This window comes from Sabulicella glaciei (assembly GCF_026183895.1).
Classification (GTDB): Bacteria; Pseudomonadota; Alphaproteobacteria; order Acetobacterales; family Acetobacteraceae; genus Roseococcus; species Roseococcus glaciei.
The window spans coordinates 256,986-272,217 of record NZ_JAPFQI010000002.1 but is presented as its reverse complement, the minus strand read 5'-3'; the positions used below and the strand labels follow the sequence as shown (position 1 = coordinate 272,217).

Below are 15,232 nucleotides of genomic sequence, written 5' to 3'. Positions count from 1 at the left end.
TCGAGACCGTCCCCCGCATCGGCACACTCGGCGCCATTCCAGCTCTGAGCCTGCCCTTCCAAGCCCTTCCGTCCCCGCGGCCCCTCAGGCGATCAGCACGAAGTCGGCCTGTTTGTAGCTGCGGCTGCGCGTCGTGGCCTCGAAGCCATTGCGGCTGCCGTCGCTGTTGGTGTTGCCCTCGATGGTGAGAAAGCTATCGCCGCGCGCCTCGGCCACGAGTCCAGTGTGAATCCAATCATTGGGATTGGTCGTGCTGCGGATCACGAAGAGCGAGCCCGCCGGCAGGCGGCTCATCCGCGCCTCGGGGGAACGAAGGCTGTCGCCTGCCACGAAGCGGCCGTCGCGCTTCGCGTCAGCGACCAGAGCGTCGACCCCGACCTGCCGGCGGATTGGCATCGGCTGCCCCAGGACCAAAGCCGCCTGCTGCAGCAGGAAGCACACGAAGCCTGCACACCAAGCCTGGTCGCTCCCCTCCTTCCCCGCCATGTAGAGCCGCACCCAGGGCCCGCGGTTGTCCCCGCCTGCCTCGCGCGGGTGCTCCTTCAGGTGCTGCCGCGCCACCGCGATCACCGTTCCATGGAGGCCTGCTGTCGCGTCTTGGAGTGGAGCGAGGGCACGATGCATGGGTGCCGTCAGGGCCGCCCAGGTCCGCTCATCCACAGCGCCAGTCCCGAGCAGCCCCCTTGCGAGCTGAAAGTCGCGGACGGCGTCGCGCGTGCCCGTGCCGAAATCCCCATCCACCTTCGTCCCGGAGCCGTGGAGGGTGCACCACTCCTGCACCCGCCGGACTGCGTCCTTCTTGCGGTTGCCCTCAGCAATCTCGCCGGGGAGATCGAGCTCCGCTCGCACGTAAGCGGGCAGAGCCGACTTGGCCTGCGGGGGAAGGACCGCCCCGCGCGCCCCGAGCGCCGCCTCGGCCGACAGGGTATTGCTCTTCCGGTCGATGCTGACGGTGCCATCCTGAAGGAGCTGCCACAGAAGCACGGCTGCGCCGCACTGCGAGGAGACGGCTTCGGGGTCATAGCGCCCGTCGGCGACGAACTTGCCCTTGGCGTAGTGCGTCGAGAAGCTCCACAGGTAGGGTGAGCGGATTCCGCGCTTGCGGTACCCCCAGCCATTGTACCGCTCCCAACGCTCGAGCAGCTTCGGCAACGACCAATCGGCTTCGAGGTGGAACTTCTTCAGCCGGAGCGCATCCGCGGCGCTGTCCTTCCACGAGAAGGGCGGCGATCCCGTCCGTGGATGGCCGGCGGGAACCCGGGTGGTATGACCGGTGAGCGGGTCGCCGTTATGCAGATGGGTCGAGAAGCTGAAGCTGCTTTCCAGGGCGTGAATAATGCCGACGAAGTACCAGGGAATGCTTCCACCTGCGACGGCGGCGGCCTCCTCGTAGATCGCGGAATTGGCGGCAAGACGGGCCGTGATGCGACGAAGCTCCTGGGACCGTTCAGGCCGGACCGCGCAGCTCCCGAAGAGCTCCTCGTACTCCTTGGCCAACACCTCGAACTCGGGAACGGCGGGGGCAGGCGCGGCCGGCGCGGGCTGGGCCAGTGGCGCCGCAGTCTCGCCCGCCAGCGCCAGGGCCACCCCAGGAAGCATCGCGGGGACGGCAGGCGTGGCCTCGGCCTCGTCGACAGACAAGGCGCCTCGCACGTTGGCCGCCGTGTCGGCCAAAGAGAACCCCACTTGGTCGAGCAGATCTTCAATCCGGCGGGCGATGCCGTTGAGCGGCTGCGTGCGGACGCCGGCGATGGCGCCGGTCAGCGTGTCGCTGAGCGCATTCAACGTGTTCGCGCGCTGGAGCGTGTCGTCAAGGACGGCGCGAGCCCGGATCTGTCCCAACTCCTCGATCTGCGCACGCAGTGACTGCTTCTCGGCCGGGTCCGCGGTGACGTCGAGCCGCTCAAAGAGCAGCATCTCGGTTTCCAGAATGAGCCGAAGGGTGTCGGTGCTGGTGGCCATCTTGTCTTGTTCCTTCTCAAGACTTCTTGTCGTCGGCTTAGGACTCGCCCCGTGCGCGCAGCAGCGCTGCCCGCACGGCAGCCGAAAGGTCGCGTAGGAGTGCTGCGCGACCCGCCATGTCGGCAGCACTCGCGATGCCCGGCGTTCCTGGGACGTTGGACGCGGTCTCAAGCGCGGTTTTCACCGCGCCCATCGCGAGCCGGGCTTCATCGAGAAGCACCACCCAGTCCGACAGCGCGGTCCGGTAGGCCTCGTGGCGGGCCACCACCGCCGCGCGGTCCGCCAGATCTGCGCCGTCGAGGCGGGCCCGGCGCAGCCGGTCCACGCCCGGCGTGGTGAGCACGACAAACATCGTTGGCGCGCCCGCGCGAAGTTCCGACAGGATTCGGTCAACCGTCGGGAAGCCCTTCAGGAACTCCTCGCGAAAGGTCGCCCGGGAGGCGGCCTGTTGTGCCCGGTCAGCGGCCGTCGAAAGAAGCGGCAGGATCGCGGGCAGGCCAGCCAGCACGGGTCCCCCAGCGACGACTGATCCCAACGCAAGCAACTCGCTGCCCAGCCTGGCCGCCTCACCCCTCAGCTCACTCAAGGCTCGGCCTTCAGCGAGCGCCAGAAGGCCCTCATTGTAGGCGACAACCACGTCAAGGGCGCGGCGGGTCGCGCTGGCCATTGGCGGCCTCGCGTCGGAGGCGAAGTATACGGCGCGTGCGGGGTCGAAGATGGGATCCACGCCGAGGGCCCGCGCACGCGCCGCGCGGCCCTCCTCCCGGCCCAATCGGCGTTCGGCGATGGCAAACTCGTCCAGGAGGTCTCCCGAAGCGCGATGTGCGCGACCGAACGCCTCGGCGTAGTTTCGCATCTCAGGCAGCCCCGCCGATGACGCGCAAGCAACAAGGGCCAGCGGAAACACGAAAAGAACTGCGTGCCTGGCCCTGGCTGCAGAGTTCCTGGAGCGCGTCGGTTCCCGCATGAGCCATGGACGGAACGCAACACTGCGACGGGCCGGGACTGCCCCGTCACGACCGCTGCCCGGCGGGACCGATGGGCACGAAGGGAGCCACCACGGGGCGTCCCACATCGAAGCCTCACAGCGACAGGTCTCCGCGAGCGGGCCCATTTCATATCTCTCCGTGGCCCCGGCTTGGGCAAAGCCTCGCTTGGCGAGCCGACGCGATTCAAGACAAAAATCGGCGCCGATCGAGAATCCATCCCGAGCGCGCGGATCGGCCTGGCCATAGGCCGCAGCAACGCCGGCCTTGCCCATCACTGGTGTGGGCGCGTCCTGGGCGGCGCCCGGTCGCGGTTTTCCGTGACTGGCTTCAGCGACAGTGGCGATCGCACGCGAGGTGGCGCCGTGCCCGTTGGTTCGACGAAATCCTCCTTCGAGCGGAGGTCGAGCCTGATCGCCGCATTTGATGATGTTCCCCCACGCAAGACCAAGGCGGTTCCCGACAAGTGACAGGGCCAGAAGGGTGCAAGGGCGGTCGCGGAGCAGCCGGCCTCCGCACCGGTCAGCAAGCTTGCTTCCCGCAAGTCTCGTGCGCGCCTCTGCGTCGGCACGTCATGCGCTCAGGCTGGCCATGTCGCGACAGGGCTACTCGCCCTCCACTCCAGTTCCTGAACCACCGCTGCGTCCCTTGCCTCGCCGCAACACCCATCCACCTCAAGTGATGACAGGCCCTGGCGGGCCCGGAGACCTTCAAGGCGATGCGGTTCGACTTCATGTCTCAAGACATCTGGCAGCGCCACGGCAGGGCAACGCCAGTCGAACGAAGGGTATGGACACGCGGCACTCACCGCCACAACCTGTCTCGACGGCAGGACATTCTTCGATGACGGCAGGCTTGATTACACTTGCGATGTCCGTGTGTGCCTTTGCTGGTGGGGCTGCCGGTCTCCTGCTCAACCGCGTCCTCGCCGGGCACCACTTCACCAAGGAAGCGACCGATGCCGTGCGTCTCGGCACCAGCATGCTCTCGATTCTTGCAGCGCTAGTGCTTGGCTTCCTGATCGCAACCGCAAGGGACTCGCTGGAGACTGCGGACAGGATTGTTCGCGGCGTGTCGGTCAACCTGATCGACGTCGATCAGACCCTCGGCGCCTACGGACCAGAGACGAGTCCCATCCGGGACCTGCTGCGACGCTACGCGGAGGCCATGCTGAGGGACGGATGGGCACGGTCCGACCATGACCTGCTGGAGCAAGGCCTCCCGCCCGGCGTCGCTCTCGAGCGGGTCCGCCTGGCACTGCTTTCGCTCGAGCCCGCGGATGCCAGGCAGCACTGGCTGCGCGACCAGGCCCTGACCGGCAGCGGGGCCCTCCTGAGGGCGCGGTGGGAGTTGCTCGAGCGGCGGGATCTACCGATCCGCCCGGCCTTTCTCGTTGTCCTGACGTCGTGGGTGACGTTCATCCTGGCCGGCTTCGGGCTGAACGCGCCGCGAAACGCCGTCGTGGTCGGGACGCTCGCTGTCTGCGCGTATGCATTCGGGACGTCGGTCTTCCTTGTCCTGGAGATGGAGGCGCCCTTCGATGGCTTCATACAAATCACAAGCGATCCAATAAAGGTCGCGCTCACCCGTATGGGACGGTAGGCGGCGCGCTCTGGCTTGGCATCTTGGCGCAATCAGGAGCCTGTCTGCCGGCCAAGGCTCGCCGTCCGTTGACAGGGGTTCACGGCGAAAGTGCGCGTGGCGGCTGCACGAAACGGGGAAAAGCTCCGCTGCTGATTGCCGCCGAGGGCTGCCCGGGCGCCCCGCGTTCGTCACGGGCACAGCCTGAAGCGACCCAAAAGGCGGCCCTCGAAACAAGAAGCGCGGCTGGAGCGGGTTGGAGTTTTCTGGACAAATCGGCCACAGTTTGAAACCCGCGGCCAGACGACCTGGGCTCGAACGGATGCGCGAAGCAAAGGAACGGTGATGGGCGGGTTGCGTGGCGGGCGGCTGGAGGCGAAGGACGTGGCCGCGAAGCTGCGCCTGACCACTGCGGCCCTCGGCATCTCCGGCCAGAAGGAGCTCTGCGCGGCCTTCCGGCGCGTCAATCCCGACACGGATTTCGACCTGGACCGGTCCTACAAATGGATGCAGGCGCGCTCGCAGCCGCGCTCCGCGCAGGTCTATGACGACTGGGCCGCGGTGTGCGGGCTGAGGCGCCCGGGCGCCTGGGTGGCCGCCAGCAGCCTGGGCGAGTTCGCCGCCGCGCTCGGTGCGCGGCACGGGCTGGATCCGGCCGTCCTGCGCCGCCGCGCCGGGCTGGAGGATGACGCCGCCCCGACGGCCTCGCAGCGGGCGGCCGCCGGGACCCGGGACGAGCATTACCTGATCGGCGCTTATGCCTGCTTCTCCCACGCCCAGTCGCCCTACTACTGCGACCGCATCGTCCGCGGGGCCCTCGCGCTGGGGGTCGCCCCGCAGGCGGCGGATGGGGAGGCCGCACCGGGGCTGGTCGCCCAATTCTCACAGGCGCTTCCCTCCGGCCTCGCCCGCATCTCCGGGCCGGCCTTCCGTGGCGCGGGACGTGCCCTGACCCTGTCGCTGCACGAGGACAGCAGCGCGGGCGCTTCGCCGGTCTGCTTCTCGCTGGTGCTGCCCGCGCCGCCGGGCAGCCTGATCGCTGGCATCATGTCCGGCTTCACCATGATCGATCCGGCCGGTCAGCCCCCCTATGCCACGCGCGTCGCCATGGTGCGCGTGCCCGCCCCGATCGCGACCGTCGCGGCGACCGGCGGCTACATGGACCCCGCGCCGCTTTCCCTCGCCCGAGAGCTTGCCACGCTCGGCCTGGTCATCGCGGACCCGGCCGGGTTCGAGGCGCTGCTGACCCGCTTCCTGTCCGCAGCCGGCGAGGGGCGGCCGGGAACGGCCCGCGTGCCGATGGACGAGCAGGCGGCCCTCGCCGCGGCCTGCGACCGCGCATGGTTCGACACGCTGGCGGCCCGGGGCAGCGCGGCGGCGCCGGAAATCCCTGCGCCCGCCCTGCGGGACGCATAAGGGGGTTCCACCCTACCGCACGCACTCCTTCCCCGTTCTTCCAATTCGCGCCAAGAATGTCCAAGCAAGCTTCCTTGCCGGGTCCGACGCCGAGGCTCAGCATCGCGCCAGGGTTGGCGGAGGCACAGTTGGCAATGTTTCGGCGCACCGCGCTCCAGGGCATCGCGTGCCTGGCGCCGTTCGGGCTCCACGCATCGGCGCCGGCCTATGCGGCCCCCGCGGCGGCAGGCGCGGAGGGCGTGACCGCCCGTCTTCCGGATCTGGATGCGCTGGTCGAGGGGATGCTGCGGCAGACCGGCGTGCCGGGACTGTCGCTTGCCGTGGTCCATCGCGACCGCGTCATCCACCTGCGCGGCTTCGGCCTGCGCGAGGTGGGAAAGCCGGAGCCGGTGGACGCCGACACCCTCTTCCAGCTCGCATCCTTGTCCAAGCCGGTCGCCGCGACGGTGGTCGCGGCGCTGGTCGGCGACGGGCTGGTGTCCTGGGACGATCCGATCATCCGCCACGATCCCGGCTTCGCCCTCCACGATGCCTGGACCACGCGCGCGGTGACGCTGCGCGACCTGTTCGCCCACCGAAGCGGCCTGCTCGACCATGCGGGCGACCTGCTGGAGGATCTCGGCTTCGACCGGGCCGAGATCCTGTGGCGTCTGCGCCACCTCCGGCTCGACGGCTTCCGGTCGCGCTACGCCTACACGAATTTCGGCTTGACCGCGGCGGCGGCCGCGGCAGCCCAGGCCGCGGGGCGCTCCTGGGAGGACGTGTCCGCCGAGCGGCTCTACCGCCCGCTCGGCATGGGGCGCACCAGTTCGCGCTTCGCTGATTTCCTGGCCGCGCCGAACCGGGCCGTCGGGCACATGCGCCGGGATGGCGCAGGCTGGACACCTGGGCCGGTGCGCGACCCCGACGCGCAATCGCCCGCGGGCGGGGTCAGCTCCACGGCGCGTGACATGGCCGCGTGGCTGCGCCTGCAGATGGGCCGCGGCCGCGTGGATGGCACCGGGATCGTCAAGGCCGAGGCGCTAGACGAAACCCACCGGCCCCAGATGGTCAGCGCGCCGGCGGAGAACCCGGCGCGGGACCGGACCGGTTTCTACGGGCTCGGCTGGAATGTGGGCCAGGACGAAGCGGGCCGCGTCCTGTGGAACCATTCGGGCGCCTTCAACCTTGGCGCCGCGACCTCGGTCCACATCCTCCCGGCCGAGGGGCTCGGCATCGTCGCGCTCGCCAACGCGCAGCCGGTCGGCGTGCCGGAGGCGGTGTGCCGCAGCTTCCTGGACCTCGCGACCACGGGCCGCGTCACGCGCGACTGGCTGGCGCTGTTCGGTGAGGCCTTCGCCAAGATGTCCACGCCTGGCTACGGCACGGCGGTGGATTACGGGCGGCGGCCGCCGCAATCCTTCCCGCCCCTTCCGAACGAAGCCTATGCGGGCATGTACCGCAACGATCTGTTCGGGGATGCCGAGGTCGCCACCGGGACCGACGGCTTGGTGCTGCGCCTTGGCCCGCGCCGTGACGCCTACGCGCTGCGCCACTTCGACCGTGACGTGTTCACCTACCAGCCGGTTGGCGAGAACGCCTACGGGCCGAGCGCGGTGAGTTTCGCGGTGGACGCCGACCGGAAGGCGGGCTCGGTCACGATCGAGAACCTCGCGGCCGACGGGCATGGCCGCTTCGACCGCGCCGCCCGATGACCCGCACCGTGACGCCGGGATGGGTCGTCATCGTGGGTGGGGGTTTCGCGGGTGTGTGGGCCGCCATGGGTGCCGCCCATGCGCTGAACCGCTTCGGTGCCTCCGGCTCGGTGGAGGTGACGCTGGTCAACCCAAGCTCGTTCCATGTCGTCCGCGTGCGCTGCTACGAGGCGGATCTCGACCCGATCCGCGTGCCCCTCGACCGCGTCCTCGCTCCGATCGGGGTGAAGCGCCTCGACGGGGCGGTCAGCGCCATCGACACGCAGCGGCGCGCGGTGGCGCTTCGCTCCTCGTGCGGCATCGGTGAACTGCGCTACGACCGGTTGATCCTCGCCGCGGGCAGCGCGCTGCAACGGCCGGCAATCCCGGGTTTCGCCGAACACAGCTTCGACGTGGACAGCTACGACGGCGCCGCGCGCCTGGAGCGGCACATCGCCGCGCTCGCCGGGACCGGCGCCGATGCAGCCGGAAGGTGGACGGCGGTCGTGATCGGCGCCGGCCTGGTAGGCCTGGAGATCGCCTGCGAGCTGCCAGCGCGGCTTAAGGAAGCGCGGGACCGCGCCGGGAAGGCAGGACAGCTCGTGCGGGTCCTCCTGCTCGATCGCGCGGCGGAAGCCGGGGCCGGGATGGGGCAAGCCGCCGCCACCCCCTTGCGGGCGGCCCTCAAGGCAGCCGGCGTGGAAACCCGCGGCGGAACCACCGTCGCGGCGGTCTATGCGGGCGGCGTTGAACTCGGAAGCGGCGAGCGCATCGCGGCCGAGACGATCCTTTGCGCCACCGGCACGCGGGCGAGCCCCCTCGCCGCGGCGCTCGGCGTCCCGCTGGACGGGCTCGGGCGAGTTTCGGTGGATGCCTGTCTTCGTGCCGAGGGGGTCGAGGGAATCTTCGCCGCCGGGGACATCGCAAGCGCTGCTGCCGACGACGCGGGGCACCGGACGGTCATGTCGTGTCAGCATGCGCGGCCCATGGGCCGGGTCGCCGGCTATAACGCCGTTTGCGAGTTGCTGGGCCGTGAGGAGGAGCGCGTGGCGTTCTCCGCGCCGGATTATGTCACCGTGCTCGACCTCGGGCCCTGGGGCGCGGTCTACACCTCCGGCTGGGACCGCGCAGAACTCGTCGCCTCCGGCGCACGGGCCAAGGCCATCAAGCACGAGATCAACTCGCGCCGGATCTATCCGCCGCTGGACGACCGCGGCGCCATCCTGGAAGCGGGTGCACCCCGGGTGCAGCCTGCGCCGCGCTCCGGGACGCGAGAATACGGAGGGGGGAAGAGGCTTCGAGCGATGTCCGGGGACGACGCTGGAGCAAGGGGCGCGACGCTTCACGTGGATTCATCGCCGTGATCCTTGCATCCAGGCGAACCGAATTCGGCCGGGCCAATCTTTGCATCCGGGTCACGCTCGTGCTCGGCGCGTGCAACCTCGGCCACGTCGTCTGGCCGGCAGCCGCGCAAGCCCAGGCACAGTGCAATTCCAGCGCCAACCCTGCGCCTGCGCCGCCGATCCAGGAGAACTACTCGGATCGGACATTCAGCAACTATCCGCCGCAGACCCCCTACTACCTCCCGTCCTACAACCCGCCGAACGCCACGGCGGGGTGCGACGGGGCAGCCGGCGCCAGTGACCAATCCGGCCAGCCCGGCAGTCCCGGCCAGGCCGGCCCCCAGATCACCAGCACGAACGAACGGCTCACGATCATCGGCGGCCGTCCTCCCACCTCCAATCCGGACATGACGGTCGGGGCCAACTACCTCAGCGCCGGGGGGAATGGCGGCAGCGGAGGGCAAGGCGGCCGCTCCAGCGACTCGGGTGGGCAAGGTGCTTCCGGCGGAAGCGGAGGCAGCATCACGGTCCGGTTCAACGCGAACTTCCTTCCCGACCGCGGCACGCCCGCGAGCGACGGGCTGGTCGCGATCTCGATCGGCGGCCAGGGCGGGCGAGGCGGCGATTCGACTGATGCAGGGGCCTACAGCAAGCAGGCGGGCTGGGGCGGAGCCGGCGCTGCCGGCGGCTCCCTCGACGTGGTTGCCGATGGCTCCGTGCAAGCCTTCAACATCGGCGTGCGGGTGGCTTCGATCGGAGGCAGGGGCGGCAATGGCGGCGACGGCCTCGACAATACGGCGTGGCTGTTCGACGACACCACGGGCGGCACAGCCGGTGCAGGCGGCTCCGCCGGGGCGGCAGCGCTGCAGTGGAACGGCGGCACCGTGGTCACCTCGCAAACCGGGCTGCTCGTGCAAGCGCGAGGAGGCAACGGGGGCGATGGCGGAATCGCCTATACGAGCTTCACCACGGCCATTGGTGGCGACGGTGGTGTCGGCGGCAATGGTGGCCAGGCGGCCGTGACGCTGAGCGGCGGCACGGTCACGGTCAGTCTCGCCCCGGGCCTGCCGCCCGGCAGCGGCATCAGCGTGTCCGCCAATGGCGGCGACGGGGGCAATGGCGGCAAGACCGTCTACGGGACCGACGAGGAGGGTGGCAGCGGCGGCAATGGCGGGGCCGGCGGTGGGGCGGGCGCCACCATCCTCGGAGCGGTGACGTACAACGACCCGAACCCCGTGGGCCCGGCCGGCGGTCATGGCGTGCTGGTGCAGGCCAATGGCGGCAGCGGCGGCCTGGGCGCGGATGCCAGCGCCATCGAGGGCGACGCCGGCGGCGGCGGCTTCGCCGGCGCGGGAGGCAGCGCACGCCTGGTGCTCGGTGATGCGACAAGCACAGGGACGATCCGCACCTCCGGCAACTTCGCCCACGGGGCACTGGTGCAAAGCATCGGCGGCGGCGGCGGGAATGGCGGCCAGGCCAGTTTCAACACGCAAGGCGGTGCCGGCGCTCCGGGCGGCGATGGCGGCCCGGTCGGCATCTCCGCGCCGAACGGGTCGGTCGTCGCGACTGGTCGCAGCGCCGTGGCGGTGCTGGCGCAGAGCGTCGGCGGCGGCGGTGGGTCGGGCGGCGACACGGTGGGCGTGGCCATCGGCGTAGGGATCGCCATAGGAGGCAATGGCGGGCTGGGCGGCGATGGCGGCGCCGTCCAGATCGACCTCGGGCGCGGCGCATCGAACTCCCTCACCTCGCAAGCCGGCGTGTTCGCCTCCACCAATGCGCTGGGCGGCGCGGGCATCCTGGCGCAAAGCATCGGCGGCTCCGGCGGCCATGGCGGCAGCGCGTCCATCGAGGGCTCGGCCTTCGTGGCCATGGCGATCGGCGGCGATTCCGGTGGCGGCGGCCGCGGCGGCGCGGTGACCGTCAACAACGCGGCACTGATCACCAGCTACGGCAGCCACGCCGCCGGCGTGCAGGCGCAAAGCATCGGCGGCGGCGGCGGCAAGGGCGGGGCGGCCTTCACCTTCAACGTCGGCGTGCTGCCGACCGCGGCGGTGGCGGTCGGTGGGCGGGGCGGCGGCGGCGGCCCGGCCGGCGACGTTTCCCTCACCAATTCGGGGCAAATCACCACCTACGGCTCCGACGCCCCCGGCGTGTTCCTGCAAAGCATCGGCGGGGGTGGCGGCAGCGGCGGGGCGGCGGCAGCGCGCGCGGTGGACTTCGCGCCCTCCAAGGAGGTGCCGGCGGTCTCCATCTCGGTCGCCACGGGCGGCCAAGGTGGCGCCGGCAACACCGCGGGCACCGTCACGCTCGACAATTCCGGCCTGATCACCACGGCCGGGCATGGTGCCTTCGGCGTGATTGCGCAGAGCATCGGCGGCGGCGGCGGCGCCGGCGGGGACAGCACGGCCGCCTCCTACTCGAACGGTCCCCAAGGCGGCCTGTCGGTCTCGGTCTCCGTGGCGGTCGGCGGCAAGGGCGGGAGCGGCGGCACGGGTGGTGCGGTGTCCATCACCAATTCCGGCCTGGTGGTGACGCTGGGGCAGGACGCCTATGGCGTGTTCGCGCAGAGCGTCGGCGGCGGCGGCGGCGCCGGCGGCGGGGGCGACGCTTCCGCCTCGGCAGGTGATGCGAAAGGCAGCTTCAGCACCACAGTCGCGGTGGGCGGAAGCGGCGGCACCGGCGGCCACGCCGGCACGGTCAGCCTCCTCAACAGCGGCGCCATCACCACGCGCGGCGACGGCGCCGACGGCGTGTTCGCGCAGAGCGTGGGCGGCGGCGGCGGTGCCGCTGGGGGCGGGACCGCGACGGCCAATGGCGGCAACCTGTCGGTGGCGGTGGGCGTCGGCGGCAGGGGCGGCGCCGGCAATGACGGCAACACCGCCACGGTTCGCAACACGGGCAGCATCGTCACCCGCGGCACCGATGCGATCGGCCTGTCGGTGCAGAGCGTCGGCGGCGGTGGTGGCAAGGCGGGCAAGGGCGGAGCCACAGCCGGAGGGGTGACACCCGTGTCGAACGCGACGTCGCTGTTCAACACGCTCTCGGGCGGACTGGGCATCACACAGGATATCCAGAACCTGGGCGACGGCATCCTGCGGATCGGCCAGATCGGCCAGCAGCTGAATGCCACCTTCGACCAGCTGCGCAACATCTTCGACCAGCCGCAGGCCGGCGCGGCCGAGAGCGGGACCAGCGTCAAGATCAACGTCTCCGTCTCCGTCGGCGGCAGTGGCGGCGCCGCTGGCAGTGGTGGCGCGGTCAATGCGACCAACACCGGCTCGATCGCCACCTTTGGCGCCCAGTCCGACGGCATCTATGCGCAGAGCGTCGGCGGCGGCGGCGGCAGCGCGGGCGGCGCCTCCTCCACCAGCAAGGCGAACAGCGACACGCCGGTGCAGACCGCGATCGGCATCGGCGGACGGGGCGGCGGGGGCGGCGACGGCGGGACTGTCACGGTGGTCAATGCGGCGGGCGGCACGATCCTGACCCAGGGCGTCGCGGCGTTCGGCATCTTCGCCCAGAGCGCCGGCGGCGGCGGAGGCGAGGGGTCGCTGGCCGGCACGGTCAGCGGTTCGCTGCAAAGCGTGTCGGTCGGCATCGGCGGCAATGGCGGCGGCGGAGGCCATGGTGGTGCCGTCAACATTTCCACGGGCGACGGTGGCAGCACGGTCACGACGACCGGCAAGCACGGCATCGCCATTGTCGCGCAGAGCGTCGGCGGCGGCGGCGGCCTGGCGCGAACGATGACCACCGATCAGACCTTCGACCCTTCCAAGATCATCGTGAACCCGCAGGGGCGCACCGGCGACATCCACGGCTTCAACCTGACGATCGGCGGCCAGGACGGCGTGGCCGGGAATGGCGGCCCTGTGCAGGTGACCACGAGCGGACCCATCACGACATCGGGCCTCGACGCCCATGGCATCCTCGCGCAGTCGGTCGGCGGCGGTGGCGGCATGGCCATCGGGGGCCGCGTCAATCTCCCGGCGGGCGGCAATGGCGGCCCCGGGGGGGCCACTGGTGACGGCGGCAACGTTTCCATCACCCTGCAACCCGGCAGCGCGATCCGGACGAGCGGCGATGGCGCTCACGGAATCATCGCCCAGAGCATCGGCGGCGGCGGTGGCTTTGCCGGGGATGTGTCCGCGGTGAGCCGCTACGAAGCGGGCACCGCCTTCGCCGTCAAGTCGAACGCCGGCAATGGCGGCGCGACGACCGTCACCGCGCGCAATGCGGTCGTCGCGACCACGGGCAATTTTGCCCCCGCGATCTTCGCCCAGAGCATCGGCGGCGGCGGCGGGCTGGTGAACTATAACGTCCCCGGCGGGACTGCGGTCAACGTGCAGGCGCGCGGCACGGCAGGCGGCAGTGGCAGTGGCGGCGCCGTGACGGTCTCCCTGACCGCCAGCCAGGTGACGGCGGATGGGTTGGGGTCGGCAGGCATCCTGGCCCAGAGCGACGGCACGGCCTCCGGCCCCATCGTGATCTCGATCGATCAGGCATCGCTGGTAAGGGGCGGCTTGCCCAACTCGCCAACTGGCCAAGCGCCCGGACAGGAAGACGCGGCAGCCATCCGGCTGCTGGGCGGCACGGCGAACCGGATCACCAATGCCGGCGTGATCGGGCGCAGCGATTCCAGCGGTATCGCGATCCTGACGGACTCCCCGTCAGGCAACACCTCCGTCACCAACACAGGCCGCATCCTGGGCGACATCGTCTTCAACGATGGCGCGGGCGGCAGCATCGACAACCAGCCGGGCGGCGTAGTTTCAGCGCCCACGAGGGTACAGCTCAGCGGCGGCACGTTCCGCAACGCCGGGGCGCTCCATGTCGGCGGCACCGGCCTGGTCGGCCAGACGGTGCTGAGCGGCAACCTCGTGCAGGATCCCACGGGGGGCCTCGTGCTGGAAACGAACCATGGCGCGGGACGCTCGGATCACCTGCTGGTTCAGGGGCGCGCGGCGCTTTCCGGAACCGTGGAGGTGCGTCCCCTGCTGGTCGCCAACCGGGCGGTGACGGTGGTGAGCGCGACGGATGGGCTGGAATTGCGGCCGGATCTCTCGGCAACACGCACCCACCTGTTCCGCTTCGACACCCGGCAAGCGGGCAACAGCCTGCAGGTGCAGCCCGTGGCGGAGTTCCAGGCGGCCGCCGCGTCGCTGGGGAGCAACCAGCGACGGGTGGCGGCCCATCTGCAGGACCTTTGGAATGGCGGGGCGAGCTTCGATGCCGGGTTCACGGCGCTTGCCGGCGTGCGGGACCGCACGGGCTACGGAAAGGCGCTCGCGAGCCTGTCGGGGCAGACGGTGGGTGCGATCGCCGCCTTCCGCTACAGCTCGAGCCACGGCTTCGTTTCCAACATGTTCAACGAGTGCCCTTCCTTTCGGGGTGCGGGCATCACCGAAAGCGAGGCGAGCTGCGCCTGGGCGCGGTTCTTTGGCAGCCATACCGACCAGAGCGGCACAAGCGGGGCGCTGGGCTATCGCACCAGCGCCTGGACCTTCCAGGCAGGCGGACAGCGCCAGATCGCACCCAACTGGTTCCTCGGCGGCTCCCTGGCCTATGAAAGCAGCGTGTTCCGCGGCGAGGCCGCCAGTTCCAAGGTCATCGGCGACAGCCTGCTGCTCGGCGCCACGCTGCGCTACCAGAACGGGCCATGGCAGGTCGTGGGTGCGCTCGACCTCGGCTATGGCTGGTATGACAGCCGGCGCCTGATCGAGGTGGGCTCCTTCCGGTCTTCCGCCCGCGCCAAGCCCGAAGCCTGGCATGCGGGCGCGCATGGGCGGCTCGCCTACACCATCCCCTTCGCGGCCGGGCCCGAGGGAAGGCTGGCCGGGTGGTACCTCCAGCCGCGGCTGGACCTGCACCTGAGCCATGTGCGCGCGGGCGTCTACACGGAAACGGGCGCTTCGCCCTTCAACCTCGCCGTGCGGCGCGAGGGGGGGACCACCCTGACGGCCGTTCCCGGCATCGAGGCCGGCGCCCGCATCCGGCTCCGCGAGGGTGTCGTGCTGCGCCCCTTCGCGAGTGCCGGCATCGAGCTGTCCGCCAACAATGACTGGGCGGCCACCGCGCGCTTCGCGGGGCAGCCGGCCAGCCTGGGCTTCCGGGCCGCCACCCCCATCCCCGATGTGCTGGGCCAGGTCACGGTCGGCATCGACCTGCTGAGCACCAGCAACTGGGACTTCCGTGTACAGTACACGGCGAGGGTCGGGGACCGCTTCGCCTCCCACACCGGCGTCGGGCGGCTGGCCTACCGATTCTGAGCGAG

General features: G+C 70.7%; 8 protein-coding genes. 6 read left to right on the top strand and 2 right to left on the bottom strand.

The genetic code is table 11. From position 1 onward, the window contains the following. Nucleotides 1–84: 84 nt before the first annotated feature. Nucleotides 85–1,962, bottom strand: a complete 1,878-nt coding sequence (locus OF850_RS06540) for a peptidoglycan-binding protein (protein WP_301589135.1) — start codon at nt 1,960–1,962, stop codon at nt 85–87. 37 nt (nt 1,963–1,999) lie between these two features. Next, nucleotides 2,000–2,818, bottom strand: a complete 819-nt coding sequence (locus tag OF850_RS06535; RefSeq protein WP_301589134.1) for a hypothetical protein — start codon at nt 2,816–2,818, stop codon at nt 2,000–2,002. A 282-nt stretch (nt 2,819–3,100) separates the two neighbouring features. On the opposite strand from OF850_RS06535, the gene OF850_RS06530 reads away from it, so the two are divergent. From OF850_RS06530 to OF850_RS06505, 6 genes are all read left to right on the top strand, one after another. Beyond that, entirely contained in the window at nt 3,101–3,418 is a 318-nt protein-coding gene (locus OF850_RS06530; protein WP_301589133.1) for a hypothetical protein, read from the top strand. A 373-nt stretch (nt 3,419–3,791) separates the two neighbouring features. After that, nucleotides 3,792–4,550, top strand: a complete 759-nt coding sequence (locus tag OF850_RS06525; protein ID WP_301589132.1) for a bestrophin-like domain — start codon at nt 3,792–3,794, stop codon at nt 4,548–4,550. Nucleotides 4,551–4,874: 324 nt separating this feature from the next. Beyond that, the gene (locus OF850_RS06520; RefSeq protein ID WP_301589131.1) at nt 4,875–5,945 is read left to right on the top strand and encodes a hypothetical protein; all 1,071 of its coding nucleotides are present in this window, start codon (nt 4,875–4,877) and stop codon (nt 5,943–5,945) included. A gap of 239 nt (nt 5,946–6,184) precedes the next feature. After that, nucleotides 6,185–7,639, top strand: a complete 1,455-nt coding sequence (locus tag OF850_RS06515) for a serine hydrolase (RefSeq protein WP_301589130.1) — start codon at nt 6,185–6,187, stop codon at nt 7,637–7,639. Next, entirely contained in the window at nt 7,636–8,982 is a 1,347-nt protein-coding gene (locus tag OF850_RS06510; protein WP_301589129.1) for an NAD(P)/FAD-dependent oxidoreductase, read from the top strand. Before OF850_RS06515 ends, OF850_RS06510 begins: the two co-directional genes overlap by 4 nt. Beyond that, nucleotides 8,979–15,227 carry an autotransporter outer membrane beta-barrel domain-containing protein gene (locus OF850_RS06505; RefSeq protein WP_301589128.1) on the top strand — a complete coding sequence of 2,083 codons (6,249 nt, stop codon included), beginning with the start codon at nt 8,979–8,981 and terminating at the stop codon, nt 15,225–15,227. Before OF850_RS06510 ends, OF850_RS06505 begins: the two co-directional genes overlap by 4 nt. Nucleotides 15,228–15,232 lie beyond the last annotated feature (5 nt).

What these genes read in the sequence shown, in the direction of transcription:
- OF850_RS06540 (WP_301589135.1), bottom strand. Translation starts at nt 1,962, where the DNA reads ATGGCCACCAGCACCGACACCCTTCGGCTCATTCTGGAAACCGAGATG.
- OF850_RS06535 (WP_301589134.1), bottom strand. Translation starts at nt 2,818, where the DNA reads ATGCGAAACTACGCCGAGGCGTTCGGTCGCGCACATCGCGCTTCGGGA.
- OF850_RS06525 (WP_301589132.1), top strand. Translation starts at nt 3,792, where the DNA reads ATGACGGCAGGCTTGATTACACTTGCGATGTCCGTGTGTGCCTTTGCT.
- OF850_RS06520 (WP_301589131.1), top strand. Translation starts at nt 4,875, where the DNA reads ATGGGCGGGTTGCGTGGCGGGCGGCTGGAGGCGAAGGACGTGGCCGCG.
- OF850_RS06510 (WP_301589129.1), top strand. Translation starts at nt 7,636, where the DNA reads ATGACCCGCACCGTGACGCCGGGATGGGTCGTCATCGTGGGTGGGGGT.